Source organism: Lysobacter sp. cf310 (assembly GCF_900114355.1).
In the GTDB taxonomy this organism is placed as follows: Bacteria; Pseudomonadota; Gammaproteobacteria; order Xanthomonadales; family Xanthomonadaceae; genus Lysobacter.
In genome coordinates this window covers 951328-975956 of sequence record NZ_FOSS01000002.1, presented here as the reverse complement: position 1 = coordinate 975956, position 24629 = coordinate 951328, and the positions used below count along the sequence as shown (strand labels likewise).

The window sequence follows — 24629 nt, the reverse complement described above, 5'->3', positions numbered from 1 at the left end:
ATGCGCCACCAGAAATCCGGACGTAAGTTCAGCCGCACCAGTGCGCACCGCGATGCGATGTTCACCAACATGGCTGCGTCCCTCATCAAGCACGGCCTCATCCGCACCACCCTGCCCAAGGCCAAGGAACTGCGCCGCGTCGCAGAGCCGCTGATCACCTTGGCGAAGATCGATGGCGTCGCCAACCGCCGCCTTGCCTTCTCGCGCCTGCGCGACAAGGAAGCCGTGGGCACGCTGTTCACGACCCTGGGCCCGCGCTACCAGTCGCGCCCGGGCGGTTATCTGCGCATCCTCAAGTGCGGTTTCCGCGCTGGCGACAATGCGCCGATGGCCTACGTCGAGCTGGTCGACCGTCCCGAAGCCGCCGAGTAATCGACGGCGCGGAGATCGATCCGCAGCGATACCCCGCAACGCCGCGCCAGCGGCGATGCGAGCGAGAGCCCCGGCCCAGGCCGGGGCTTTTGCGTTCTGGCGACGGTTACGACGGCAACGGTTTCGCGGGCAACGAAAGGCAACTTTCGCCGCCTGTCGGAGTCTTCTGACGACATAACCGAACCGGCGCCGCTGCCCGCTAGGCACGGCGCTGCCCACGACGTAAGGTGACCACATGACCGCCAGCCCATTTTCCGCCTCGTTCCGCGTCCAATACCTGCTCGGCTTCCTGGCCTGCGTGGGCCTGCTGGGCTATGCCTTCTATCTGCAATTGCACGACAGCCTGGAGCCGTGCCCGCTGTGCATCTTCCAGCGCGTGGCCTTCTTCGCGCTCGGCCTGGTGTTCCTGATCGGCGCGATCCACGGCCCCAAGGGTGCGCGTGGCCGCAAGACCTATGGCGTGTTCGCGCTGCTGGCCGCGCTGGGCGGCATCCTGGTCGCCGGCAACCACGTACGCCTGCAACACCTGCCGCCGGACCAGGTTCCGGCCTGCGGCCCGGGCTTGGATTACATGCTCGAGGCGATGCCGATCGCCGGCGTGATCCGCAAGGTCATGACCGGTTCCGGCGAATGCGCCGCGGTCGATTGGACCTTCCTGGGCCTAGCCATGCCGGCCTGGAGCCTGATCTGCTTCCTGGTGCTGGCCGCCTGGGCCGCCTACGCCGCGTTCCGCAAGCGCGTTACCGTTTGATCGCCGACGCGCCCTGCGCGCGTCCTTCGCAATTCGTTCCGCAACCACTGGATCCAAGGAAATGAGCGCCACCGACCGCAACCTCCGAGCCGTCAACCTGCCAGCCAACTGGACGCCCACGTCCTGGCGCGAGCGCACCGCGCTGCAGTTGCCGACCTATCCGGACGCGGCCGAGCTGGCCGACGCCCTGCAGGAGCTGCGCAACCTGCCGCCGCTGGTGACGTCTTGGGAGATCCTCGCGCTCAAGCAGCAGTTGGCCGAGGCCCAGGAGGGCAAGCGCTTCCTGCTCCAGGGCGGCGACTGCGCCGAGAGCTTCGACCAGTGCTCCTCGGACGTGATCTCCAACCGGCTCAAGGTGCTGCTGCAGATGAGCCTGGTGCTGGTGCACGGCATGCGCAAGCCGGTGGTGCGGGTCGGGCGTTTCGCCGGCCAGTACGCCAAGCCGCGTTCGGCCGACACCGAGACTATCGGCGACGTGACCCTGCCCAGCTACCGCGGCGACATGGTCAACGCGCCGGCCTTCACCGAGGCCGCGCGCCGTCCCGATCCGCGCCGCATGATCAAGGCGCACGCGCGCTCGGCGATGACGATGAACTTCGTGCGCGCCCTGATCGACGGCGGTTTCGCCGACCTGCACCATCCCGAGTACTGGAACTTGAACTGGGTGGGGCATTCGCCGTTGGCCGACGAGTACCGGCGCATGGTCAACGCGATCGGCGATGCGGTGCGCTTCATGGAGACGCTGTCGGGTTCGGAAGTGCATAACCTCAACCGGGTCGACTTCTACACCTCGCACGAAGCCCTGCTGCTGCCGTACGAGGAGTCGCTGACCCGGCAGGTGCCGCGTCACTGGGGCTACTTCAACCTCAGCACCCATTACCCGTGGATCGGCATGCGCACCGCCGCCGCCGACGGCGCCCACGCCGAATACTTCCGCGGCATCCGCAATCCGATCGCGCTCAAGGTCGGTCCCTCGGTCACGCCGGACCAGCTGTTGCGCACGATCGACCTGCTCAATCCCGAGGACGAGCCGGGCCGCCTGAGCTTCATCCATCGCATGGGCGCGGGCGCGATCGCCGACAAGCTGCCGCCGCTGCTGGACGCGGTGCGCCGCGACGGTCGCCGTGTGCTGTGGGTCTGCGATCCCATGCACGGCAACACCGAGAGCACCAGCAACGGCTACAAGACCCGTCGCTTCCGCAACATCCGCAGCGAGATCGAGCAGGCCTTCGAACTGCACGCCGCGGCCGGCACCCGCCTGGGCGGCGTGCACCTGGAACTGACCGGCGAGGACGTGACCGAATGCCTGGGCGGCGCGCGCGAGCTCACCGAGAGCGATCTGGAACGCGCTTACCACTCCACGGTCGATCCGCGCTTGAACTACGAGCAGGCGCTGGAAGTGGCGATGCTGATCGTGCGCAAGCAGGCGCAGATCGCCGCGCCGGCCTGAGTCCGGCGGCTAGACCAGCACCGGCTGCGATACGCCGCCGGTTCTGGTCTTGTTTGGCCCGACGCTTGCCGACACGGGACCTCGAATGAGGCACGAGCGCGCCAACCGCTGGCTGATCGCGGCCGGCCTCGGCAGCGCGTTGGCGGCGCTACTGCATCTGGGCTGCATCGCGTTCGGCGCGCCCTGGTACCGGTTCTTCGGCGCCGGCGAGCGGATGGCGCAGCTGGCGATCGCGGGCAGTCCGTATCCGACGGTCGTGACCCTGTTGATCGCCGGCGTACTCGCTATCTGGGCCTTGTATGCGCTGTCCGGCGCGGGTGCGATCCGGCGTCTGCCCTTGTTGCGCAGTGCTTTGTGCGCGATCACCGCGGTCTACCTGCTGCGCGGTGTCGTCGCGTTGCCGTTCGTCGCGCAACTGCCGGAGCGCAGCCCGGCGTTCTGGTACTGGAGTTCGGCGATCTGCTTCGTCCTGGCCGCGTTGCATCTGATCGGCCTGCGCCAGGTCTGGGCGCACCTGTCGGCCAGTCGCAGAGTGCGGTGAACCACATCGTTCGCGCAGCCGCCCGCTCGTAGTGAGATGGCGATGGTGCGGTTATCACCGCACCCTACGAGTCCGAGAGGCCGTCTGTGGGTGTGGTGAGCGCAGCGAACCGCATCGTTCGCGCAGCCGCCCGCTCGTAGCGAGGTGGCGATGGTGCGGTTATCACCGCACCCTACGAGTCCGAGAGGCCGACCGTAGGATGTGGTGAGCGCAGCGAACCGCATCGTCGCGTGGCCACGCGTGTGAGACGAGACGGCGATGGTGCGTTATCACCGCACCGTATGGCATCGCCAACGCCGGTGCGCTTGTCGCCGCGCCCTACGGCGCCCGAACCGGTTCCATCGATACGCTGGGCAGGTAGCGCGGCGCGATGCGCGCGCGCGTGAGCTGCTCGAAGGCGTAGCCATAGCCGAGCAGCTTGGCTTCGCTCCACTTCGGTCCCAGGAAGGCCAGGCCCAGCGGCAGGCCCTGGGCGTTGCCCATGGGCACGGTCAGGCTGGGATAGCCGGCGACCGCGGCCGCGCCGTAGCCGGCGCCCTTGAAGTGGTCGCCGTTGATCGGGTCGACGATGAAACTGGGGCCGGTGGTGGGCGCGACCAGCGCGTCCAGCTTATGGCGCTTGAGCGTGGCGTCGATGCCCTCCGGGCCGGCCAGCCGGCGTGCCTTGGCGGCGGCCTGGCGATAGCGCGCATCGGTCAGCGGACCGCGCTGGGCCGCGCGTTCGAAATGCTCCTGGCCGAAGTAGCCGAGCTCCTCGTCCGCGTGCGCGCGGTTGAAGGCGATCACCTCGTCCAGGTCGCGCAGCGGCGCGCCGCTGTCGCGCAAATAGCGCTGCAGGCCATCCTTGAATTCGTACAGCAGCACCTCGTACTCGGCCTCGTCCCATTGCCCGGCGGTGGCGATCTCGACTTCGATCACGGTCGCGCCGGCTTCGCGCAGGGTCGCGATCGCGCGTTCCAACGAGGCGTTGAGTTCGCGCTGATAGCCCACGCCGGACTCGTGCAGGAAACCGATGCGCGCGCCTTTGAGCGCGTTCGGATCCAGGGCGCGGGTGTAGTCGGCCAGGCGATGCTGGGCCGCCGCCTGCGCGGCCGGGTCGCCGCCGGCATCGGCCGCGGCCAGCACGCCGAGCAGGCGCGCGGCATCGGCGACGCTGCGGGTCATGGGGCCGGGCGTGTCCTGGCTGGCCGAGATCGGGATGATGCCGGCGCGGCTGATCAGGCCGACGCTGGGTTTCAGGCCGACCAGGCCGTTCATGGCCGCGGGGCAGAGGATGCTGCCATCGGTTTCGGTGCCCACGCCGACCGCGGCCAGACTGGCGGCGATCGCCGCGCCGGTGCCGCTGCTGGAGCCGCAGGCGCTGCGGTCCAGCGCGTAGGGATTGCGGGTCAGGCGGCCGCGCGCGCTCCACCCCGAAATCGAATGGGTGGAACGGAAGTTGGCCCATTCGCTGAGGTTGGTCTTGCCCAGAATCACCGCGCCCGCCGCGCGCAGGGCCGCCACCAGCGGCGCGTCGGTCTTGGGCCGGTGCGCGGCCAGGGCCAGCGAGCCGGCCGAGTTGACCATGGGCGTGGCGTCGATGTTGTCCTTGATCAGCACCGGGATGCCGTGCAGCGGCCCGCGCAGCGTACCGGCCTTGCGCTCGCCGTCGAGGCGTTCGGCTTCGAGCAGGGCGTCGGGATTGAGCTCGATCACCGCATTGAGGGTGGGGCCGGCGTCGTCGAGCGCGGCGATGCGGTCCAGGTAGGCCTGGGTCAGCTGCACGCTGCTGAGCCGGCCGTCGCCCAGCAGGCCGGCGAGCCGTTCGAGATCGGCTTCGGCGATGCCGTGCGGGTCGGCGACGCCGACGGCCGGCGCGGCGGCGGTAGCCGGACCGGTGGCGGGGGCGGGGGCGGGGGCGGGGGCGGGGCTTCGCGCCTGCGGCGCCATCGCGCAAGCGCTCAGTGCCAGCGCCACCACGGGCGCGGCGAGTCTAGGCGTGAACGGCATCGGCATCCCCTGGCCCTGGTGTGGGCGGAGTATGCCCCAGCGCGGGTCCGCGGGTGGCGGCGCGCCTGCCGCCTCAGCGGCGGCGTTTGAACAGGTCGCGGCCGAGCACCCAGACCACGATCAGATTGATCACCAGCACCGCCACCGCGACCCAGCCCGGGTGCTTGAACAAGGCATAGAGATCGAAGGGCAGATAGGCGGCGGCGCCGATGCAGCCCAGCCACGAGGCCCAGGCCTTGGCGCGCCACAGGCCCCAGGCTTCGATCACGTGCAGCACGCCGTAGGCCAGCACCGCGAGCGCGGCCAGGTGCACCGAGTGCGGGCTGATCGCGTCGGCGAACTTGGCCAGTCCGCCGTGCTCGGGATTGAGGTGGAAGCGCGTGATCAGTTCGTGGATCCAGCGCTGCAGCGGCGCCGGACCCAGCAGTTCCAGCCCGCTCGCGGCGAGCAGGCCCAGCAGGCCCTTGGCCGCTTCGACCAGCGCGATCACGTGCAGGCCCGGGTGGGCCTGCGGTCGTGGATCGTAGTGAGCCTCGTCGCTCACGCGATGCGCTTGCGTGCGCCGGCGCGGATCGCGATCAGGCCGCGCGCGAGGCGCGCTTGCGATCGCTTTCGGTGAGGAACTTCTTGCGCAGGCGGATTTCCTTCGGGGTGACTTCGACCAGCTCGTCGTCCTCGATGAAATCCAGGGCCTGCTCCAGCGTGTACTTGATCGCCGGGGTCAGCTTGATCGCGTCGTCCTTGCCCGAGGCGCGCATGTTGGTCAGCGGCTTGGGCTTGATGGCGTTGACGGTCAGGTCGTTGTCCTTGGAGTGGATGCCGACCAGCTGGCCTTCGTACACCTGGTCGCCTTCGGCGGCGAACAGACGGCCGCGCTCTTCCAGCGGGCCCAGCGAGTAGGCGGGCGTCACGCCGGCGGCATTGGCGATCATCACGCCGTTGATGCGCTTGGCGATCGCGCCGGTTTCCTTCGGACCGTAATGGTCGAACACGTGGAACAGCAGGCCCGAGCCCTGGGTCAGGGTGCGGAACTCGTTCTGGAAGCCGATCAGGCCGCGCGCCGGGATCATGTAGTCCAGACGCACGCGACCCTTGCCGTCGGATTCCATGTTCTTGAGCTGGCCCTTGCGGGTGCCCAGCTTCTCCATCACGCCGCCCTGGTGCTGCTCTTCGATATCCACCACGAGCTGCTCGACGGGTTCCATCAGCTGGCCGTCGATCTCCTTAATGATCACTTCCGGGCGCGACACCGCCAGCTCGAAGCCTTCGCGGCGCATGTTCTCGATCAGCACCGACAGGTGCAGCTCGCCGCGGCCGGAGACCAGGAACTTGTCCGGATCGGAGCCTTCCTCGACCTTCAGCGCCACGTTGTGCAGGGTCTCGCGCTCCAGGCGCTCGCGCAGCTGGCGGCTGGTGAGGAACTTGCCGCCGCTGAGTTCCTTATGACCGGCGAACGGCGAATTGTTCACCTGGAAGGTCATGCTGATCGTCGGCTCGTCCACGGTCAGCGCCGGCAGCGCTTCGGGCGCGTCGAGCGCGCACACCGTGTCGGAGATCGACAGGTCGGCCACGCCGGAGATCGCGACGATGTCGCCGGCCACGGCCTCTTCGGTTTCGATGCGCTCCAGGCCCAGGAAGCCCAGCACCTGCAGGACCTTGCCCTGGCGCTTCTTGCCTTCGCGGTCGACCACGCTGACCGGCATGTTGCGGCGGACCTTGCCGCGCTGGATGCGGCCGATGCCGATCAGGCCGACGAAGTTGCTGTAGTCCAGCTGGCTGATGCGCATCTGGAACGCGCCTTCCGGATCCACGTCCGGCGGCGGCACGTGCTTCATGATCGCTTCGTACAGCGGGGTCATGTCGCCGTCGCGCGCGGCGTCGTCCAGGCTGGCGTAGCCGTGCAGCGCCGAGGCGTACACGATCGGGAAATCGAGCTGCTCGTTGGTGGCGCCGAGCTTGTCGAACAGGTCGAACACCTGGTCGATCACCCAGTCCGGACGCGCGCCCGGACGGTCGATCTTGTTGACCACCACGATCGGCTTGAAGCCCATCGCGAAGGCCTTCTGGGTCACGAAGCGGGTCTGCGGCATCGGGCCGTCCATCGCGTCGACCAGGATCAGCACCGAGTCCACCATCGACAGCACGCGCTCGACCTCGCCGCCGAAGTCGGCGTGTCCCGGGGTGTCGACGATGTTGATGCGGTTGCCCTGCCAGGTGATCGCGGTGTTCTTGGCCAGGATCGTGATGCCACGTTCCTTTTCCTGGTCGTTGCTGTCCATCGCGCGTTCGGCCAGCACCGTACGTTCCGACAGGGTGCCCGATTGCTTCAACAGGCAGTCGACGAGGGTGGTCTTGCCATGGTCGACGTGGGCGACGATGGCGATATTGCGGAGGTTTTGGATGGACATGCGGAGAGCGCCCTTGGTGAAGAGCGTGGAGGCCTGGAGAGAAGCCGATCATTATACCTGTCAATTGCCACACCTGCCCGTTCAGCTGAACGGGGTGGGGTATCCTTGAGGATTGGCCCGGCCGTCGCCATGTCGGCGGCAGGTTTCCGGACCCGAACACCCCCTCCATCCACTCCCAGGAGACGGCTATGAGCCTGACCGCCACTTTCGACACCGACCGCGGCCCGATCCGCATCGAGCTCGCCGCCGACAAGGCCCCGCTCACCGTCGCCAATTTCGTGAACCTGGCCCAGCGCGGCTTCTACGACGGCCTGAACTTCCACCGCGTGATCGCCGATTTCATGGTCCAGGGCGGCTGCCCGCTGGGCACCGGCACCGGCGGCCCCGGCTACCGCTTCGAGGACGAGACCCGCAACGGCCTGCCGCACGAGCGCGGCGTGCTGTCCATGGCCAATGCCGGCCCGGGCACCAACGGCAGCCAGTTCTTCATCACCCACATCCCCTGCGCCTGGCTGGACGGCAAGCACACCGTGTTCGGCAAGGTCGTCGAGGGCCTGGACGTGGTCGACGCGATCAAGCAGGGCGACAAGATCAAGTCGGTGAAGATCGACGGCGACGCCGCCGCCGCGCTGGCCGCCAAGGCCGACCGCGTCGCCGAGTGGAACAAGATCCTGTCGCCCTGACCGGACCTTGAAATACCGGGCCCCGCGGTCGATCCGCCGCGGCGGTCCCGCCGGGCGCCCCTGCGGCGGCCGGCTTCCTGTGGGAGCGGCGTAGGCCGCGATTCGACCGCCCCGGTGGCTGCGAATCGCGGCTTACGCCGCTCCCGCAGCGTTTTTGTCGGGTGCCTGTCCCGCGTGGTCCGACGGGGCGCCTTTGCCGATCCGGCGCCGTGCGCGTGCGTATCCGGCCCGTGCCCGCGCCGACGTCGCGGACGCGGGTTTCGCGGTTCGCGCCGGCCGGCGCCAGGACGCCGCTGTGCTACCATTTTGCGGCTCGATTCCGGTGGTTCCGGACGCATTCGGACACCGTACGCAGCGCGTTCGCTCGCACACCTCCCCGCATCCGTCGTACACCACCCCACGAGGTTTCACGATGCCCCAGCTTGCCCGGCGCATCGGTCGCGCCAAGCCCAGCGCGATCATGCAAGTCGCCGAAAAGGCCAAGCGGCTCAAGTCCGAAGGCCGCGACATCATCAGCTTCTCCATCGGCGTCCCCAACTTCCTGCCCGGCGAGCACGTCTACGCCGCGGTGCGCGAGGCGCTGAGCAAAGACAGCGGCCAGTACGGCAGCAACCGCGGCGCCGACGCGCTGCTGGACGCCTTTCTCGAGCACATCGGCAAGATCGGCCTGACCGGCTACGGCCGCGTCAACGTGGCCACCGGTATCGGCGCCAAGCACGTGATCTACAACATCGCCGAGGCGCTGTTGGACGAAGGCGACACCATCGTCTTCCCGACCCCGTACTGGACCAGCTATCTCGACATCGCCGAGATCGTCAACGCCAAGATCGATCTGCTGCCGTGCCCGGCCGAGCAGGACTACAAGCTCACGCCCGCCCAGCTCGACGCCGCGCTGGCGCGCAAGCCTAAGGTGTTCCTGTTCAACAATCCGTCCAACCCGACCGGCATGGTCTACGGCAAGGACGAGATCGATGCGCTGGCCGATGTGCTGGTGAAGTATCCGGACACCTGGATCATCACCGACGACATCTACAACCGCATGGTGTTCGACGGCCTGGGCTATCACAACTTCGTGCACGCGCGCCCCGAGCTGCGCGACCGGGTGATCTTCCTGGACTCGCTGTCCAAGACCTACGGCATGCCGGGTTGGCGCGTGGGCTTCATGGCCGGTCCGGAATCGGTGGCGCAGGCCCTGGCCACGATGAACTCCAACCACATCACCAACATCCCCGAGATGGTCACCGCGGCCGCGGTCGCCGCGCTGAACGGTCCGCAGGATATCCCGACCCAGAAGTGCGCCGAGTTCCAGGCCAAGCGCGACCAGGTCATGGCGGTGATGGACGCGATTCCGGGCGTGGTCTGCCCGCGTCCGCAGGGCGCGTTCTACGTGTTCCCGGACATCAGCGTCGCCTACGGCAAGACCCATGCGCCCAGCGGCCAGAAGATCGGCAACGACATGGACTTCTGCAACGTGCTGCTGGAAACCAAGGGCGTGGCCTGCGTGCCGGGCTCGGCGTTCGGCGAGCCGCGCGCGTTGCGCATCAGCTACACCTGTCCGACGCCGCAGCTGGCGCCGGGCCTGCAGCGCTTCCAGGAGTTCTTCGCCGAACTCGTCTGAGTCCGGCGCGGACCCGTCAGCGACGATCGGAGAAGGAATCTCGACATGCGCGTGGTCACCGTCCTGTGGATCGCCGGAGCGCTCGCGCTCGGCGTGGTCGGTTACAAGACGCTGGGCGGCGACGTCGGCGCGATGCTCGGCATGGGTCCGGAGCAATTGCATCCGGACGACCCGCGCCAGCTCACCGGCGAGACCAAGATCGTGATGCTGGCGGCGGAATGGTGCGGCTATTGCCGCAAGCAGCAGCAAGATTTCGAGCAGGCGAACGTGCGCTACCGCGTGCTCGATGTCGACACCCCGGAAGGCGAGCGCGCGGCGCGCGCGCTCGGCTCGCGCGGCGTGCCGGTGACCGTGATCGGACAGAACGTGATCCACGGCTACCAGACCGACGCGCTCAAGGAAAAACTGACCCCTCTGGGTTACTCCATCTACTGAAGCGGGCCCGCCCGCATCTCACTCCAGCGTAAGGAACCACCCCATGAAGAATCCCGTCCGCGTTGCCGTCACCGGTGCTGCCGGCCAGATCGGCTACTCGCTGCTGTTCCGCATCGCCTCCGGCGAAATGCTGGGCAAGGACCAGCCCGTGATCTTGCAGTTGCTGGAGCTGCCGCTGGACAAGGCCCAGGCCGCGCTCAAGGGCGTGATGATGGAGCTGGAAGACTGCGCGTTCCCGCTGCTGGCCGGCATGGTCGGCACCGACGACGCCGAGGTCGCGTTCAAGGACGCCGACATCGCCCTGCTGGTCGGCGCGCGTCCGCGCGGCCCGGGCATGGAGCGCAAGGACCTGCTGCTGGAGAACGCCAAGATCTTCACCGCCCAGGGCGCCGCGCTGAACAAGGTCGCTTCGCGCAACGTCAAGGTGCTGGTGGTCGGCAACCCGGCCAACACCAACGCCTACATCGCCATGAAGTCGGCGCCGGACCTGCCGGCCAAGAACTTCACCGCCATGCTGCGCCTGGATCACAACCGCGCGCTGAGCCAGCTCGCCGCCAAGGCCGGCGTCGCCGTGGGCGACATCGAGAACCTGATCGTGTGGGGCAACCACAGCCCGACCATGTACCCGGACTACCGTTTCGCCACCGTCAACGGCCAGTCGCTGAAGGACAAGATCAACGACGCCGACTGGAACGCCAACACCTTCATTCCGCAGGTCGGCAAGCGCGGCGCCGCGATCATCGAGGCGCGCGGCCTGTCCTCGGCCGCTTCGGCCGCCAATGCCGCGATCGACCACATCCGCGACTGGGTGCTGGGCAGCAACGGCAAGTGGGTCACCATGGGCGTGCCGTCGGACGGCAGCTACGGCATCCCGGAGACGGTGATGTACGGCGTGCCGGTGATCACCGCCAACGGCGAGTACACCCGCGTCGAGGGCCTGGAAGTCGACGCGTTCAGCCGCGCCGCGATGGACAAGACCCTGGCCGAGCTCGAGGAAGAGCGCGCCGGCGTCGCCCACCTGCTGGGCTGAGCCGCCGCCTCATCGCAAGGGAACCAACAGGGCGGCCACGGCCGCCCTGTTTTTTTGTGCGCCGCAAAGTCCGGCCGCGCGCACGCCGTGTAGGATCGGGCTGCGCCGAGCGGGCGCGCCGAACGACGCCACGATGGACCAGGGCCTGCGCCTGTTGATCGCCGACGACCACCCGATGTTCCGGGCGGCGTTGCGCCATGCCCTGGGCGCGATCGCGCCCGGCGCGCAGATCGGCGAAGTCGCCAGCCGCAGCGCGCTGGAAGCGGCGGTCGCCGACGGCACGCCCTACGACCTGGCGATGCTGGACCTGACCATGCCCGGCGCGATGGGGTTTTCCTCGCTGGTCTATCTGCGCGGCGAACGTCCCGAACTGCCGGTGCTGATCGTCTCCTCCGACGACCATCCGCGCACGATCCGGCGCGCCCAGCAGTTCGGCGCCGCCGGCTTCGTGCCCAAGTCGGCGCCGGCCGAGGCCTTGGGCGAGGCGGTGAGCGCGGTACTCGCCGGCGGCTTGTGGTTTCCGCCGCAGCAGGCCGAGCGCAACGAGGCCGACGCGCAACTCGCGCAGCGCCTGGCCCAGCTCACGCCGCAGCAGCTGCGGGTGTTGATGCGCATGGCCGACGGCCTGCTCAACAAGCAGATCGCGCACGAACTCTCGCTGGCCGAGAACACGGTCAAGATCCACGTCACCGCGGTGCTGCGCAAACTCGGCTGCCATTCGCGCACGCAGGCGGCGGTGCTGGTGAAGGCGCTGGCGCTGGACGGCGAAGATGCGGGCGAGGACGAGGCTGGCGGCTGATCTGGACGCCTAGAAGCAAATCCCCCTCATTCCCCCTTTTGCAAAGGGGGAGGTTCTATACCCAGCCACCAACGCTGCTGGTCTTCCTCCTTCAGCAAAGGGGGATTGAGGGGGATTTGCTCTTGCTGTTCCCTCACCCCAACGCGCGCATCATCAGCGCGCGCAAGGCCGCCGGCCGCAGCGGCTTGGGCAGGAAACTCCAGCCCAGTTCCTCCGCGCGCTGTCGCAACGCGGCATCGATGTCGGCCGACATCAGGATCACCGGCGGCAGGCCCTGCCAGGCGCGTTGCAGGCGCGGCGCCAGCGCCAGGCCGGTGTCTTCGCCCAGGCGATAGTCGAGCAGCAGCAGGTCCGGCATCGACGCTATCCGCGCCTGCATCTCCGCGTCGGCGGCCGAGCCGGCGGCGGTCGTCGCGCAGCCCCAGTCGGCGAGCAGGCGCGTGGCGGCGTCGCGCGAAGCCGCATCGTCGTCGATCACCCAGACCCGGCGCCCGCTCAAGGGCGCCTCGTCCGTGGACGCCGCATCGACTTTCGCGGCGATCGACGCGGACGCGTCGCCGTACGGCAACTCCACCGAGAACACGCTGCCGCGTCCGGGCCAGGAGCGCACCCGCACCTGATGCTCCAGCAGCAGCGCGATCCGGCGCACGATCGCCAGGCCCAGGCCGGCGCCGCGCGCGGGCGCGTCGATGCCGCTGTCCAGGCGCTGGAACTCCTCGAAGATGGCCTCGAGCTTGTGCTCGGGAATGCCGGTGCCGCTGTCCCAGACTTCCACGCGCACGCCGGTGGACGTGCGGCGCGCGCCGAGCACGACGCGGCCGCCACGCGGCGTGAACTGCAGTGCGTTGGACACGAAGTTCTGCACGATCCGGCGCAGCAGCGCTTCGTCGCTGTCGACGATGGCGCGGCTGGCGATCACGTGCAGACGCAAGCCGCGCGCCTGCGCCAGGATCCGGAACGGCCCCTCGATGGCCGCGAACAAACGCGCCAGCGGAAACGGGCCGCGGCGCACCTGCAGCGCGCCCGACTCCAGGCGCGCGATATCCAGCAGGCTGGCCAGGATGTCGTCCTGCGCCGACAGCGCGGCGTCGATGTGTTCGACCAGATCCACGCCTTCGCCGTCGACGCGCCGACGCAGCGTGGACAGATACATGCGCGCGGCGTTCAAGGGTTGCAGCAGATCGTGCACGGCGGCGGCGACGAAGCGGGTCTTGGAACGGTTGGCGCGCTCGGCCTCGCCCTTGGCCTCGCGCAGATCGCCGGTGCGTTCCTCGATGCGCCGCTCCAGGCTGTCGGCGAGGGTGCGCAGATCGCGCGCGGCCTGCTTGTAGGCGGTGATGTCGGCGTAGCTGGTGACGAAGCCGCCGTCGGGCATGGGATTGCCGCGGATCTCGATCACGGTGCCGTCGCCGCGCTCGCGTTCGTGCAGATAGGGCTGGGCGCGCTGCAGATGATCCAGGCGGCGCTTGATCGCTTCCTCCGGATCGTCGCCAAGCAGGCCGCGGCGCGCGTTGTAGCGGATCAGGTCCTCGATCGGGCGACCGACCTGCAGCAGCTCCGGCGGATAGCGGAACAGCTCGGCGTAGCGCTGGTTCCAGGCCACCAGGCGCAGTTGCGCGTCGACCACGCTCACGCCCTGCGGCAGATGCTCCAGGCTCTGGCCTTCGCCGGTGCTGGCGCGGTGCGCGGCCTGGACCACGCCGTCCTGGGCGGTGCGCAGCGCCTGCGCGTGCTGCTCGACCATCTGCTCCAGTTCCAGGCGGCTGCGCAGGCGCAGGCGCGCGATGCGGTGGCGCTGCCACAGCAGCAGCGCCAGCGACACCAGCAGCAGCCAGGCGCCGGCGGCCATCGCGCGCGCTACCCAGGCCGCGCGCACGCTGGGGCCGGTGTCGCGCAGCAGGTGCAGCGTCCAGCCTTCGCGCGCCAGGCTCAGCGATTGCCAGACCAGATCGCGACGGCCGCCGAACTCGCGCACGCGCACCACGCGCGCATCGTCGTCGAGCGCGCGCTGCTGCGCGATCGACACCGGTCGCAACGACTGGCCGCGGTACTGCTGGGTGCGTTGCAGCTGTTCGCGTTGCGCGGGCAGCAGCGGCGCGAGCATGCGGTAGCGCCACTCCGGCCGGCCGGTCAGGAACACGATGCCGTTGGCGTCGCTGAGCAGGATCAGGTCGCCGCGCTCGCTCCAATCGGACTGGATGTCGTCCAGCACCACTTTCACCGCGACCGCGCCGATCGCGCGGCCCTGCGGGTCGCGCACCGCGCGCGCGATGAAGTGACCCGGGCGCTGGGTGGTCACGCCGATCGCGTAGAACTCGCCGCTGCCGCGCTGCATCGCCTGCTGGAAATACGGCCGGAACGCGTAGGAGTGGCCGACGTTGCTGCTGGGCAGGGTCCAGTTGCTGGCCGCGATGCCGATGCCGTCGCGATCGATCAGGGTCAGGGTGCTGGTGCGGTTGGCGAAGTTGAGCTGGACCAGGCGCTCGTTGGCGCGCTGGCGCTGAACCTGGTCCTGCGGGTCCAGCAGGGTGGCCTTGAGCTGCGGATCCAGCGACAGCACTGCCGGCATGATGCGGTAGCGGTCGATGTGCTGTTCCAGCGCCTGCGCGCGCGGCACCAGCACGGCGCGCGCTTCGCCGGCCTGGGCCCGCAGCGCGCGCGCATAGGCGATGCGGCCGGCGATCAGCATCGACAGCAGCATGCCGGCCAGGATCAGGGCGATCCACAGCACGGTATGCAACTGGCGGCGACGCGGGATCACGGTCGGGGTCGGTGGGTGGCGGGCCTAGGCCAAGACTAGCGACTCTGCGCGCGGCGCGCCCAGGCCGGCGCTCAGAAATTCACCTGCGCGCGCAGTTCCAGCACGCGCGGATCCGCGGCCAGCGCGCCGCGCTCGGCGGCCACCCGCACATAGTTGGCCTGGAACTTGAAATGCGTGCTGAGGTACCAGTTCAGGCCCAGGGTGAGGTCGCGCTGATGGCCGCCGGCGATGCCGGCGTGATCCAGGTCCAGCTCGCCGTAGCGCAGCAGCGCCTCGACCGCGCCGTAGCCGTGCGCGGGTTTGACGTTGCCGACGTTGCCGGCCGCGTAGGGCCGGGTCTCGCCGGTCAGCACCCAGCTGCCGGTGACGTAATAGCCATTCGCGGTGTAGTCCTCCAGGCCGTCCTCGCGTTGCGCGGTGGCGCGCAGAACCTCGGCCTGCAGCGACAGCGGGCCTTCGATCCACAGGGCCTCCAGGCCGTTGCGCACGATGCGGTCGACCCCGCGCAGGCTGCCGCTGTCGACCAGGCGCACCGCAGTCAGTCCGGCCTCGGGGCGCGCGCGGAAACGCGCCGAGGGACCGAACCAGGTGCCGCGCCCGTCGCGGTAGCCGTGCGGGTTCTCGACCGAGCCCGACAGGGCCAGATGCACGACCTGGTCCTTGTCCTTGACCGGCGTCCAGATCGCGCGCCCCGCGGCGGTGATGCCGGGGTTGTCGCCCTGCAGGTCGGTGCCGAAGAAGTAGGCCGCGCTCAGGCCGTAGCGCGGGCGGTCCAGCGACCATTCCACGCCCGTGCGACGCCCTTCGTAGATCGCCTGCGAGGCCGCCGAGGCTTCCAGCATGCTGCCCGCGCGCGAGGCCGCCGTGCTTTCCATGCTGACCGGGGTCTTGAAGTAGCCGATGCGGATCTTGCCGTAGTCGCGGTCGAACAGGGCGCGCGTTTCGACGCGCAAGGCCACGTCCAGCCAGAGCTTGGACTGGAAATCCATGACCGCGGTGAAGTCGTACACGTCCTTCTTCTTGACCACGATGCCGAACTCCTTGCGCCGGTTCGTGTGCGCGTCCTCCAGCGTGGTGGCGGCGGTGCCGTAGCCGTCGTCGCCGGAGAAATCGTTGAGGTCCCAGGCGTAGTTGAGGGTGCCGGAGATCTCGGTGCCGTCGGCAAGGGCGAACTTGGTCGGCCAGTCGTCGCCGGCGTGCGCGACGGTAGCGGCAGACAGGGCGAAGGCGAACAGACAGGCGCGACGGGGCAGAGGAGGCATGGTCGGTCTCTCCGATGGGCGACGCGCAGGCGCGCGCCGCCGACGGGCGTGGCGACGCCCGGGGCTTGCGGGTGGGGATGCGGCGCGCGGGGCGATCCCGCGCGCAGGGGATCAGCGAGGGCGGATCAGCCGCCGGTTTCGGGCACGCGCGGCGCGCGTTCCAGGGCCAGGTCGGCGTCGAGGTCGGCGACGCTGGGCGGATTCAGCAGTTCGTGCTGCAGGCGGTCGCGATCGAGCTCGTTTTCCCAACGCGCGACCACGATGGTGGCCACGCCGTTGCCGATGATGTTGGTCAGCGCGCGCGCCTCGCTCATGAAGCGGTCGATGCCCAGGATCAGCGCCAAGCCGGCCACCGGCACCGAGGGCACCACGGTCAGGGTCGCGGCCAGGGTGATGAAGCCGGCCCCGGTCACGCCCGAGGCGCCCTTGGAGGTCAGCATCGCGACCGCCAGCAGGGTCAGTTCCTGGGTCAGGGTGAGTTCGACGTTGAGCGCCTGGGCGACGAAGATCGCCGCCATGGTCAGGTAGATGTTGGTGCCGTCGAGATTGAACGAGTAACCGCTGGGCACGACCAGGCCGACCACCGGCTTGGAGCAGCCCAGGCGTTCGAGCTTGCGCATCAGCGGCACCAGCGCCGACTCCGAGGAGGACGTGCCCAGCACCAGCAGCAGTTCGTCGCGGATGTAGCGGATGAAGCGCAGGACGCTGAAGCCGGTGAGGCGCGCGATCAGGCCCAGCACCACCAGCACGAACAGCGCGCAGGTCAGGTAGAAGCTGCCCATCAGCTTGAGCAGCGGCCCCAGCGACTCGATGCCGAACTTGCCGATGGTGAAGGCCATCGCCGCGCCGGCGCCGATCGGGGCCAGCTTCATGATCATGCTCATGATGCCGAAGAAGGCTTTCGACAGGCTCTCGAACAGGTCCATGACCTTCTCGCCGGCCTTGCCCATGTGCAGCAGGGCGAAGCCGAACAGCACCGCCAGCAGCAGCACCTGCAACAGGCTGCCTTCGCCGGTGAAGGCGTCGGTGAAGGTCTTGGGGATGATGTGGAGCAGGAAATCGACCGTGCTCTGTTCCTCGGCCTTGTGCGCGTAGCCGATCGCCTCGGCGACCTTCTTGGGATCGAGGTCGGCGACGTTGACGTTGAAGCCGGCGCCGGGCTTGAGCGTGTTGACCACCACCAGGCCGATCACCAGCGCGATGGTCGATACCACCTCGAAATAGAGAATCGCCTTGGCGCCGACCCGGCCGACCTTCTTGACGTCGGCCACGCCGGCGATGCCCAGCACCACGGTCAGAAAGATGATGGGCGCGATCAGCATCTTGATCAGGCCGATGAAACCGTCGCCCAACGGCTTGAGCTTGACGCCGAAGTCGGGGAAGAAATGGCCGACGGCGCCACCCAGCACGATCGCGCCGAGCACCCAGAGATAGAAACGCGAGCCGGGAGATTTCATGGGGTCAGTTCCGAGGCGTGAGGGGGTTCAGTCGCGGTCGATGTGCGAGGTCTTGCGGGTGTCGGGCATCAGCGCGTAGACCAGCAGCGAGCAGAAGATGCAGGCGCTGACGTACCAGAAGAAGCCGCTTTCCATGCCCAGTTGCTTGAACTTGATCGCGATCGGTTCGGCGGTGCCGCCGAACAGGGCCACGGTGAGCGCGTAGGGCAGGCCCACGCCGAGCGCGCGGATCTCCACCGGGAACAGCTCGGCCTTCACCACCGCGTTGATCGCGGTGTAGCCGCTGACCGCGCTGAGCAGGATCATGATCAGCCAGAACGCTTCCATCGGCGTCCGCGCATCCTGGATCAGATGCATCACCGGCACCGTCAGCACCGTGCCGAGCACGCCGAACGCGATCAACAGCGGGCGCCGGCCGATCCGGTCCGAGAGCGCGCCGACCAGCGGCTGCATCAGCATGTAGACGAACAGGCTGCCGGCGTTGATCAGCGACGCGGTCTCCTTGTCGAAGCCGGCGCTGAGGGTGAGGTACTTCAGCATGTAGTTGGTGTAGGTATAGAACGCCAGCGTGCCGCCCATGGTCAGGCCGATCACGGTCAGTACCGCGCGCGGGTGGCGCATCAGGGTGCGCAGCGAGCCTTCGCGCGGCTTGGCGGCTTCGTTGCTCTGCAGCTTGGTGAAGGACTCGGTCTCCATCATGTTGCGGCGCAGGTACAGCGCGATGATCGCGGCCAGCGCGCCGATCGCGAACGGGATGCGCCAACCCCAGGCCTTGAGCTGGGCTTCGTCGAGCACGAACTGCTGCAGCACGATCAGCACCAGCAGGGCCAGCAGCTGGCCCATGATCAGGGTCACGTACAGGAAGCTGGACCAGAAACCGCGGTTCTCGCGCGTGGCCATCTCGCTCAGATAGGTCGCCGAGCTGCCGTACTCGCCGCCCACGCTCAGGCCCTGCAGCAGACGCGCGAACACCAGCAGGATCGGCGCGAGCACGCCGATGGTCTCGTAGCCCGGGGTGAAGGTGATGATCAGCGAGCCGCCGCACATCAGCAGCACCGACAGCATCAGCGCCGCCTTGCGTCCGTGGCGGTCGGCGTAGCGACCGAACACCCAGCCGCCCAGCGGCCGCATCAGGAAGCCCACCGCGAAGATCGCCGCGGTATTCAGGGCCTGCGACAAGCTGTCGCCCGCTGGGAAGAAGGTCTTGGCGAAGTACAAGGAGAAGGCGGTGTAGACGTACCAGTCGTAGTACTCGACCAAGTTGCCGATCGAACCGCTGAAGATCGACTTCAAACGCTGCCCGGCTCCGATCGGCGCGGCCTGGGGGAGGGCGGAGGCGGGGCTGTTGGCGCTCAAGGACGGCTCCTGCGGTTGCGGCGGCGGGACGGACGGACCCATCGCGACGCCGGGGACGATGGTGGACGCGGGGGGGGCGGGCGGCCAATAGCACCTTAAGGCTAGCCGGAAAGGCTTAGGGGGCGCGGGGCTCGCGTGTGTGATCCCGGAGCGCCGAGCCCAACCGCCCCCGATGGCCGTAGGGGCGGTGAGCGAACGCGAACCGCACCACAGCGCCATTCCCAGCCCCCGCGACGGTGCGGTTGTCACCGCACCCTACGGGCGGGCCGCCGTCTAGACCAAGGTCGTAACGCGCCCTTGCACGCCCTGGTCTAGCCTGCCGTGAGACCCGGACCGTACAGGCGCCGCATGAGCTACGAGGAGTTCTACCGCCGTTCGATCGAGCAGCCCGAGGCGTTCTGGGCCGAGCAGGCGCGCGCGATCCATTGGCACAAGCCGCCCGAACGCATCCTCGACTACGACCGGCCGCCGTTCCGGCGCTGGTTCGTCGGCGGCGAAACCAACCTTTGCTACAACTCCCTGGACCGCCACCTGGAGGCGCGAGGCGATCAACTCGCACTGGTCGCGATTTCCAGCGAAACCGGGCAGACCCGCGAACTCAGCTACCGCGAGCTGCACCGCGAAGTGAACGCGTTCGCCGCGGTGCTGAAATCCCTGGACGTAGTCCGCGGCGACCGGGTCGTGATCTACATGCCCAACATGGCCGAGGCGGTGTTCGCGATGCTGGCCTGCGCGCGCATCGGCGCCGTGCATTCGGTGGTGTTCGGCGGTTTCGCCGCGCACAACCTGGCCCTGCGCATCGACGACGCCAGGCCCAAGCTGCTGATCTGCGCCGACGCCGGCATGCGCGGCGGCAAAGTGATCCCCTACAAGCCGCTGGTCGACGCCGCCTGCGCCGAAGCCGCGTCGCCGCCGCCGCGGGTGCTGGTGGTGAATCGCGGCCTGGATCCCGCGCTGCGGCTGATCGCCGGACGCGACCTCGACTACGCCGGCTTGCGTGCGCAACACGCCGAGGCGACGGTCGAGGTCGAATGGCTGGAATCCAACGAACCCAGCTATCTGCTCTACACCTCGGGCACCACCGGCAAGCCCAAGGGCGTGCAGCGCGACGTCGGCGGCTATGCGGTCGCGCTGGCCCTGTCGATGTGGTCGATCTACGACGTGCGCGCCGGCCAGGTCATGTTCTCGACCTCGGACGTGGGCTGGGCGGTGGGGCATTCCTACAACGTCTACGGGCCGCTGATCGCGGGCGCGACCTCGGTGCTGTACGAAGGCTTGCCGACCCACCCCGACCCCGGCATCTGGTGGCGCATCTGCGAGCAGTACGGCGTGCGCACCATGTTCTCCTCGCCGACCGGCATCCGCGTGCTCAAGAAACAGGACGCGGCCTGGCTGAAGGCGCACGACCTGTCGCGCCTGCAGTGGCTGTTCCTGGCCGGCGAACCGCTGGACGAGCCCACCGCGCACTGGATCACCGACGGCATCGACAAGCCCATCATCGACAACTACTGGCAGACCGAGACCGGCTGGCCGGTGCTGGCGCTGATGCCGGGCCTGGACATGCGGCCGATCAAGTTCGGCTCGCCCGGCCTGCCCACGCCCGGCTATCGCCTGCGCGTGATCGACGAGGCCACCGGCCGCGATGTCGGCGCCAACGAGAAGGGCGTGCTGGTGATCGTGCCGCCGCTGCCGCCGGGCTGCATGAGCACGGTCTGGAACGACGACGCGCGCTTCCTGTCCAGCTATTTCGGCCACTTCAAGGAGCTGCTGTACAGCTCGCTGGATTGGGCGATCCGCGACGACGACGGCTACACCTTCATCCTCGGCCGTACCGACGACGTGATCAACGTCGCCGGGCACCGCCTGGGCACGCGCGAGATCGAGGAGTCGGTGGCCTCGCATCCGGCCGTGGCCGAGGCGGCGGTGATCGGCGTGCACGACGAACTCAAGGGCCAGGTGCCGGTGGTGTTCGCCACCCTCAAGCAGGCCGGCGACCAGGACGCCGCGCGCGTCGCCGCCGGCATGCGCCAGTGCGTGGTCGATCAGCTGGGCGCGGTGGCGCGGCCGGCGCGGGTGTACGTGGTCGCGGCCCTGCCCAAGACGCGCTCGGGCAAACTGCTGCGCCGCTCGATCCAGGCCCTGGCCGAAAGCCGCGATCCCGGCGATCTGTCGACCCTGGACGATCCGGCCGCCCTGGACGAGGTACAACGTGCCTTGGCGCGCGGCGCGGACGCTTGAATCGCTTCGCGGCATCGCATTTGCGCAAAACGGGCGGGTCGCGTCCGCCGCGGCCGCGTTTGACGCCGCCTTGCGGCGCGCTCCGCTACCATGCTCCCCTCATTGCCACGGAACCCGGCCGACACGATGGAACAGGACGAGGACGGTAACGACGATCGCGGTGCGGACCAGGCCGGCTGGGACGCGATCGATCGCGCGCTGGCGCCGTTGTACGGCGAGCAGGAGCCGCGCCACTACGGCACCCTGATCAAGCACGCGCTGGGCGGCCCGGATCCGCTCGACGGCATCAGCGCCTACAAGCGCGAGCAGCCGGTGCCGCACTGGCACTTCGTCACCTACGGCCTGTCCGAGTTGTACGCCAAGGAGTCCGAGGATGCCGAGCACAGCGGCTGGGGCTTCGAATTGACCTTCCGCCTGCGCGACGACAGCGACGCCAGCGAGCCGCCGATGTGGGCGCTGAACTTCCTGCAGAACCTCGCGCGTTATGTGTTTAGCAGCGGCAACGCCTTCGCCGACGGCCACTATCTCAACGCCAACGGTCCGATCGCGGTGGACACCCGCATCCGCTCGGTGGCGTTCGTGCGCGATCCCGAGCTGGGCGAGATCGACAGCCCGCACGGCAAGGTCGAGTTCCTGCAGGTGGTCGGCCTGACCAACGAAGAGGAACTGGCCCTCAAGCGCTGGTCCACGCGCAAGGTGCTGCACGCGTTCGAGCCGCACATGCCGCTGTGGATCACCGACCTGGAACGGGATTCGCTGATGCAGGAGTCGGAGATCGCCGCCGAGATCGCCGCCGGCACCGCCAACGAGGGTTCCGATACCGGCTTCGTGTTCGTCGACGGCTTGTCCTGGCAGCAACAGGCGCGGCGCTGGCGCAAGCCGTCGACCACGGTGGTGCTGGGCGCGCGCCAGGTCGGCGAGTTGCTGGCCCTGCTGCCGCTGCGGCTGCCGTTCGACAAGCCGTTCGCGCTGATCGGCGCGGAGTGCCGGATCGAGTTCGCGCAGGGCCGGCGCAACGCCGCCGAGGCCGACGGCGCCGACCTGCGCCTGACCCTGACCGCCGACACCCTGCGCGAGCTGATCGCGACCCTGCAGGCGCGCGAGGGCCAGTACCCCGTGCGCGGCTACGATCTGCTGTCCTTCGTGGTGCGCAAGACCCAGATCAAGGACGCCGAGGGCCGGGTGGTCCAGACCATAGGCTGAAGCGGCCGCGCGCGGCCCCCAACCGCCCGACTCGGCGCGGTCGGACGGGGCGGCGGGGCCGGTCGGCTCGGACGGCTGGGGTAAAATGGCCGGATCGCCCCTGAGTCCCGGGGCCGATCACAACGGAGCCAGCATGAGCCATCCTTCCGCCGGCGCGCAGTTCCGCGCCGCTCTAGCCGCCGAATCGCCCTTGCAGGTGATGGGCGCGATCACCGCCTATGCCGGCCTGATGGCCAAGCGCACCGGTTACAAGGCGCTGTACCTGTCCGGCGGCGGCGTCGCCGCCAATTCGCTGGGCGTGCCCGACCTGGGCATCAGCACCATGGAAGACGTGCTCACCGATGCGCGCCGCATCGTCGACGCCACCGGCCTGCCGCTGCTGGTCGACATCGACACCGGCTGGGGCGGCGCCTTCAACATCGGCCGTACCATCCGCTCCTTCATCAACGTCGGCGTCGCCGCCGTGCACATGGAAGACCAGGTCGGCCAGAAGCGCTGCGGCCACCGTCCGGGCAAGGAAGTGGTGAGCAAGCAGGAGATGGTCGACCGGGTGAAGTCCGCGGTCGACGCGCGCACCGACGAGCAGTTCGTGATCATGGCGCGCACCGACGCCGCCGCGGTCGAGGGCATCGATTCGGCGATCGAGCGCGCGGTGGCCTACGTCGAGGCCGGCGCCGACATGATCTTCCCCGAGGCCATGAACACCCTCGATGACTACCGCCGCTTCAAGGCCGCGGTGAAGGTGCCGATCCTGGCCAACCTGACCGAGTTCGGCTCGACCCCGTTCTTCACCACCGACGAGCTGCGCGACGCCGGCGTCGACATCGCCCTGTACTGCTGCGGCGCCTATCGCGCCATGAACAAGGCCGCGCTGCACTTCTACGAGACCGTGCGCCGCGAGGGCACCCAGAAGAACATCGTCGACACCCTGCAGACGCGCGCGCAGCTGTACGACTTCCTCAACTATCACGCTTACGAAGACAAGCTCGACCAGCTCTTCGCGCAAGACAAATAACAAGGAATTCCGATGAGCGACAACGCCACCCAAGTACTGCCCAAGGCCAAGAAGTCGGTCGCCCTCAGCGGCACCGCGGCCGGCAACACCGCCCTGTGCACGGTCGGCCGCAGCGGCAACGATCTGCATTACCGCGGCTACGACATCCACGACCTGGCGACCCAGTCGACCTTCGAGGAAGTCGCCCACCTGCTGGTCCACGGCGTGCTGCCCACCGCTTCCCAGCTCAAGGCCTACAAGCTCAAGCTCAAGCGCCTGCGCGGCCTGCCCGCGATCGTGACCGAAGCGCTGGAACTGGTGCCCGCCAACGCCCACCCGATGGACGTGATGCGCACTGGTTGCTCGGTGCTGGGCACGGTGCTGCCCGAGCGCGAAGGCCATCCGGCCAGCGAGGCGCGCGACATCGCCGACCGCCTGATCGCCAGCTTCGGTTCGATGCTGCTGTACTGGTGGCACTTCACCCGCAACGGCCGCCGCATCGACTGCGAGACCGACGACGACAGCGTGGCGGCGCACTTCCTGCACCTGCTGCACGGCGAGGAGCCCAGCGCGCTGCACGCCGACTCGCTGGACAAGTCGCTGATCCTGTACGCCGAGCACGAGTTCAACGCTTCGACCTTCACGGCGCGCGTGATCGCCGGCACCGGTTCGGACCTGCATTCGTGCATCACCGGCGCGATCGGCGCGCTGCGCGGCCCCAAGCACGGCGGCGCCAACGAAGTGGCGATGGACATCATCTCGCGCTACAACAGCGCCGACGAGGCCGAGGCCGACATCCGCGCGCGCGTGGAGCGTAAGGAGATCGTCATCGGCTTCGGCCACCCGGTCTACACCATCGGCGACCCGCGCAATCCCATCATCAAGGAGCTGTCGCGCGCGCTGTGCAAGGACGGCGGCAATCAGACCCTGTTCGACGTCAGCGAGCGCATCGAAACCCTGATGTGGGACCTGAAGAAGATGTTCCCGAACCTGGATTGGTACTCGGCGTCGGCCTATCACATGATGGGCATCCCGACCCCGATGTTCACGCCGCTGTTCGTGATCGCGCGCACCACCGGCTGGGCCGCGCACGTGATCGAGCAGCGCGAGGACGGCAAGATCATCCGCCCCAGCGCCAACTACACGGGCCCGGAAGACCGCGCCTACGTGCCGATCGAGCAGCGCTGAACCGCGCCGGCGTTCGCGCCGCGCCCGCAGTACCGGACAGGCCGCGCGGATGCGCGGCCTGTTTTTTTGTGCCTCGTTCTTTGGTCTAACGCCG

General features: G+C 68.7%; 20 protein-coding genes. 13 read left to right on the top strand and 7 right to left on the bottom strand.

The annotated features are described in order from the left end of the window. The 4 genes from rplQ to BMZ45_RS11180 all read left to right on the top strand — a co-directional run bounded on the left by rplQ (nt 1) and on the right by BMZ45_RS11180 (nt 3114). Nucleotides 1-372, top strand: coding sequence for a 50S ribosomal protein L17 (gene rplQ / locus BMZ45_RS11195; protein WP_091636266.1), 372 nt, complete (start codon nt 1-3; stop codon nt 370-372). Nucleotides 373-607: 235 nt separating this feature from the next. Further along, nucleotides 608-1123 carry a disulfide bond formation protein B gene (locus BMZ45_RS11190; protein WP_091636263.1) on the top strand — a complete coding sequence of 172 codons (516 nt, stop codon included), beginning with the start codon at nt 608-610 and terminating at the stop codon, nt 1121-1123. Between the two features lie 61 nt (nt 1124-1184). Beyond that, the gene (locus tag BMZ45_RS11185; protein WP_091636260.1) at nt 1185-2573 is read left to right on the top strand and encodes a class II 3-deoxy-7-phosphoheptulonate synthase; all 1389 of its coding nucleotides are present in this window, start codon (nt 1185-1187) and stop codon (nt 2571-2573) included. A gap of 85 nt (nt 2574-2658) precedes the next feature. Next, entirely contained in the window at nt 2659-3114 is a 456-nt protein-coding gene (locus tag BMZ45_RS11180; protein WP_091636258.1) for a hypothetical protein, read from the top strand. Nucleotides 3115-3432: 318 nt separating this feature from the next. On the opposite strand, the gene BMZ45_RS11175 is transcribed toward BMZ45_RS11180, so the two are convergent. The 3 genes from BMZ45_RS11175 to typA form a co-directional block, all read right to left on the bottom strand. Next, on the bottom strand, nt 3433-5103 hold the full coding sequence (locus BMZ45_RS11175; RefSeq protein ID WP_254776599.1) for an amidase: 1671 nt from the start codon (nt 5101-5103) through the stop codon (nt 3433-3435). 73 nt (nt 5104-5176) lie between these two features. Further along, a complete protein-coding gene (locus BMZ45_RS11170; RefSeq protein WP_091636255.1) occupies nt 5177-5647 on the bottom strand; it encodes a DUF2127 domain-containing protein in 471 nt (156 codons plus the stop codon). Between the two features lie 34 nt (nt 5648-5681). Then, nucleotides 5682-7511: a translational GTPase TypA gene (gene typA, locus BMZ45_RS11165; RefSeq protein WP_091636252.1), complete on the bottom strand. Its 1830-nt coding sequence runs from the start codon at nt 7509-7511 to the stop codon at nt 5682-5684. Nucleotides 7512-7699: 188 nt separating this feature from the next. On the opposite strand from typA, the gene BMZ45_RS11160 reads away from it, so the two are divergent. From BMZ45_RS11160 to BMZ45_RS11140, 5 genes are all read left to right on the top strand, one after another. Then, entirely contained in the window at nt 7700-8194 is a 495-nt protein-coding gene (locus tag BMZ45_RS11160) for a peptidylprolyl isomerase (RefSeq protein WP_091636250.1), read from the top strand. A 412-nt stretch (nt 8195-8606) separates the two neighbouring features. Beyond that, nucleotides 8607-9812 carry a pyridoxal phosphate-dependent aminotransferase gene (locus BMZ45_RS11155; protein ID WP_091636247.1) on the top strand — a complete coding sequence of 402 codons (1206 nt, stop codon included), beginning with the start codon at nt 8607-8609 and terminating at the stop codon, nt 9810-9812. A gap of 45 nt (nt 9813-9857) precedes the next feature. After that, entirely contained in the window at nt 9858-10247 is a 390-nt protein-coding gene (locus tag BMZ45_RS11150; RefSeq protein ID WP_091636244.1) for a glutaredoxin family protein, read from the top strand. 43 nt (nt 10248-10290) lie between these two features. Beyond that, nucleotides 10291-11277, top strand: coding sequence for a malate dehydrogenase (locus BMZ45_RS11145; protein ID WP_056172379.1), 987 nt, complete (start codon nt 10291-10293; stop codon nt 11275-11277). A 133-nt stretch (nt 11278-11410) separates the two neighbouring features. Beyond that, nucleotides 11411-12076, top strand: a complete 666-nt coding sequence (locus BMZ45_RS11140) for a LuxR C-terminal-related transcriptional regulator (protein ID WP_091636242.1) — start codon at nt 11411-11413, stop codon at nt 12074-12076. A 133-nt stretch (nt 12077-12209) separates the two neighbouring features. Here the strand turns inward: BMZ45_RS11140 and BMZ45_RS11135 are convergent, their stop codons facing one another. The 4 genes from BMZ45_RS11135 to BMZ45_RS11120 form a co-directional block, all read right to left on the bottom strand. Beyond that, on the bottom strand, nt 12210-14777 hold the full coding sequence (locus BMZ45_RS11135; RefSeq protein ID WP_091636442.1) for a hybrid sensor histidine kinase/response regulator: 2568 nt from the start codon (nt 14775-14777) through the stop codon (nt 12210-12212). 131 nt (nt 14778-14908) lie between these two features. Next, nucleotides 14909-16099 (bottom strand): OprO/OprP family phosphate-selective porin, encoded by a 1191-nt coding sequence (locus BMZ45_RS11130; protein WP_091636239.1) that lies wholly within the window; start codon nt 16097-16099, stop codon nt 14909-14911. Nucleotides 16100-16224: 125 nt separating this feature from the next. Beyond that, the gene (locus BMZ45_RS11125) at nt 16225-17556 is read right to left on the bottom strand and encodes a dicarboxylate/amino acid:cation symporter (RefSeq protein WP_091636237.1); all 1332 of its coding nucleotides are present in this window, start codon (nt 17554-17556) and stop codon (nt 16225-16227) included. Between the two features lie 27 nt (nt 17557-17583). Next, a complete protein-coding gene (locus tag BMZ45_RS11120; protein WP_254776598.1) occupies nt 17584-18912 on the bottom strand; it encodes an MFS transporter in 1329 nt (442 codons plus the stop codon). Nucleotides 18913-19260: 348 nt separating this feature from the next. Here BMZ45_RS11120 and prpE point away from each other — a divergent pair, with 348 nt between their 5' ends. From prpE to prpC, 4 genes are all read left to right on the top strand, one after another. Next, nucleotides 19261-21150 carry a propionate--CoA ligase gene (prpE, locus tag BMZ45_RS11115; RefSeq protein WP_091636230.1) on the top strand — a complete coding sequence of 630 codons (1890 nt, stop codon included), beginning with the start codon at nt 19261-19263 and terminating at the stop codon, nt 21148-21150. Between the two features lie 126 nt (nt 21151-21276). Beyond that, a complete protein-coding gene (locus BMZ45_RS11110; protein WP_091636227.1) occupies nt 21277-22353 on the top strand; it encodes a suppressor of fused domain protein in 1077 nt (358 codons plus the stop codon). A 133-nt stretch (nt 22354-22486) separates the two neighbouring features. After that, the gene (prpB, locus tag BMZ45_RS11105) at nt 22487-23368 is read left to right on the top strand and encodes a methylisocitrate lyase (RefSeq protein ID WP_091636224.1); all 882 of its coding nucleotides are present in this window, start codon (nt 22487-22489) and stop codon (nt 23366-23368) included. A 12-nt stretch (nt 23369-23380) separates the two neighbouring features. Continuing rightward, nucleotides 23381-24535, top strand: a complete 1155-nt coding sequence (prpC, locus tag BMZ45_RS11100) for a bifunctional 2-methylcitrate synthase/citrate synthase (protein WP_091636222.1) — start codon at nt 23381-23383, stop codon at nt 24533-24535. Nucleotides 24536-24629 lie beyond the last annotated feature (94 nt).

Excerpts from the sequence above, each read along its gene's own strand:
- rplQ (WP_091636266.1), top strand. The coding sequence starts at position 1 with ATGCGCCACCAGAAATCCGGACGTAAGTTCAGCCGCACCAGTGCGCAC.
- BMZ45_RS11190 (WP_091636263.1), top strand. The coding sequence starts at position 608 with ATGACCGCCAGCCCATTTTCCGCCTCGTTCCGCGTCCAATACCTGCTC.
- BMZ45_RS11185 (WP_091636260.1), top strand. The coding sequence starts at position 1,185 with ATGAGCGCCACCGACCGCAACCTCCGAGCCGTCAACCTGCCAGCCAAC.
- BMZ45_RS11180 (WP_091636258.1), top strand. The coding sequence starts at position 2,659 with ATGAGGCACGAGCGCGCCAACCGCTGGCTGATCGCGGCCGGCCTCGGC.
- BMZ45_RS11175 (WP_254776599.1), bottom strand. The coding sequence starts at position 5,103 with ATGCCGTTCACGCCTAGACTCGCCGCGCCCGTGGTGGCGCTGGCACTG.
- typA (WP_091636252.1), bottom strand. The coding sequence starts at position 7,511 with ATGTCCATCCAAAACCTCCGCAATATCGCCATCGTCGCCCACGTCGAC.
- BMZ45_RS11160 (WP_091636250.1), top strand. The coding sequence starts at position 7,700 with ATGAGCCTGACCGCCACTTTCGACACCGACCGCGGCCCGATCCGCATC.
- BMZ45_RS11155 (WP_091636247.1), top strand. The coding sequence starts at position 8,607 with ATGCCCCAGCTTGCCCGGCGCATCGGTCGCGCCAAGCCCAGCGCGATC.
- BMZ45_RS11150 (WP_091636244.1), top strand. The coding sequence starts at position 9,858 with ATGCGCGTGGTCACCGTCCTGTGGATCGCCGGAGCGCTCGCGCTCGGC.
- BMZ45_RS11145 (WP_056172379.1), top strand. The coding sequence starts at position 10,291 with ATGAAGAATCCCGTCCGCGTTGCCGTCACCGGTGCTGCCGGCCAGATC.
- BMZ45_RS11140 (WP_091636242.1), top strand. The coding sequence starts at position 11,411 with ATGGACCAGGGCCTGCGCCTGTTGATCGCCGACGACCACCCGATGTTC.
- BMZ45_RS11135 (WP_091636442.1), bottom strand. The coding sequence starts at position 14,777 with ATGCTGCTGTCGATGCTGATCGCCGGCCGCATCGCCTATGCGCGCGCG.
- BMZ45_RS11130 (WP_091636239.1), bottom strand. The coding sequence starts at position 16,099 with ATGCCTCCTCTGCCCCGTCGCGCCTGTCTGTTCGCCTTCGCCCTGTCT.
- BMZ45_RS11125 (WP_091636237.1), bottom strand. The coding sequence starts at position 17,556 with ATGAAATCTCCCGGCTCGCGTTTCTATCTCTGGGTGCTCGGCGCGATC.
- prpE (WP_091636230.1), top strand. The coding sequence starts at position 19,261 with ATGAGCTACGAGGAGTTCTACCGCCGTTCGATCGAGCAGCCCGAGGCG.
- BMZ45_RS11110 (WP_091636227.1), top strand. The coding sequence starts at position 21,277 with ATGGAACAGGACGAGGACGGTAACGACGATCGCGGTGCGGACCAGGCC.
- prpB (WP_091636224.1), top strand. The coding sequence starts at position 22,487 with ATGAGCCATCCTTCCGCCGGCGCGCAGTTCCGCGCCGCTCTAGCCGCC.
- prpC (WP_091636222.1), top strand. The coding sequence starts at position 23,381 with ATGAGCGACAACGCCACCCAAGTACTGCCCAAGGCCAAGAAGTCGGTC.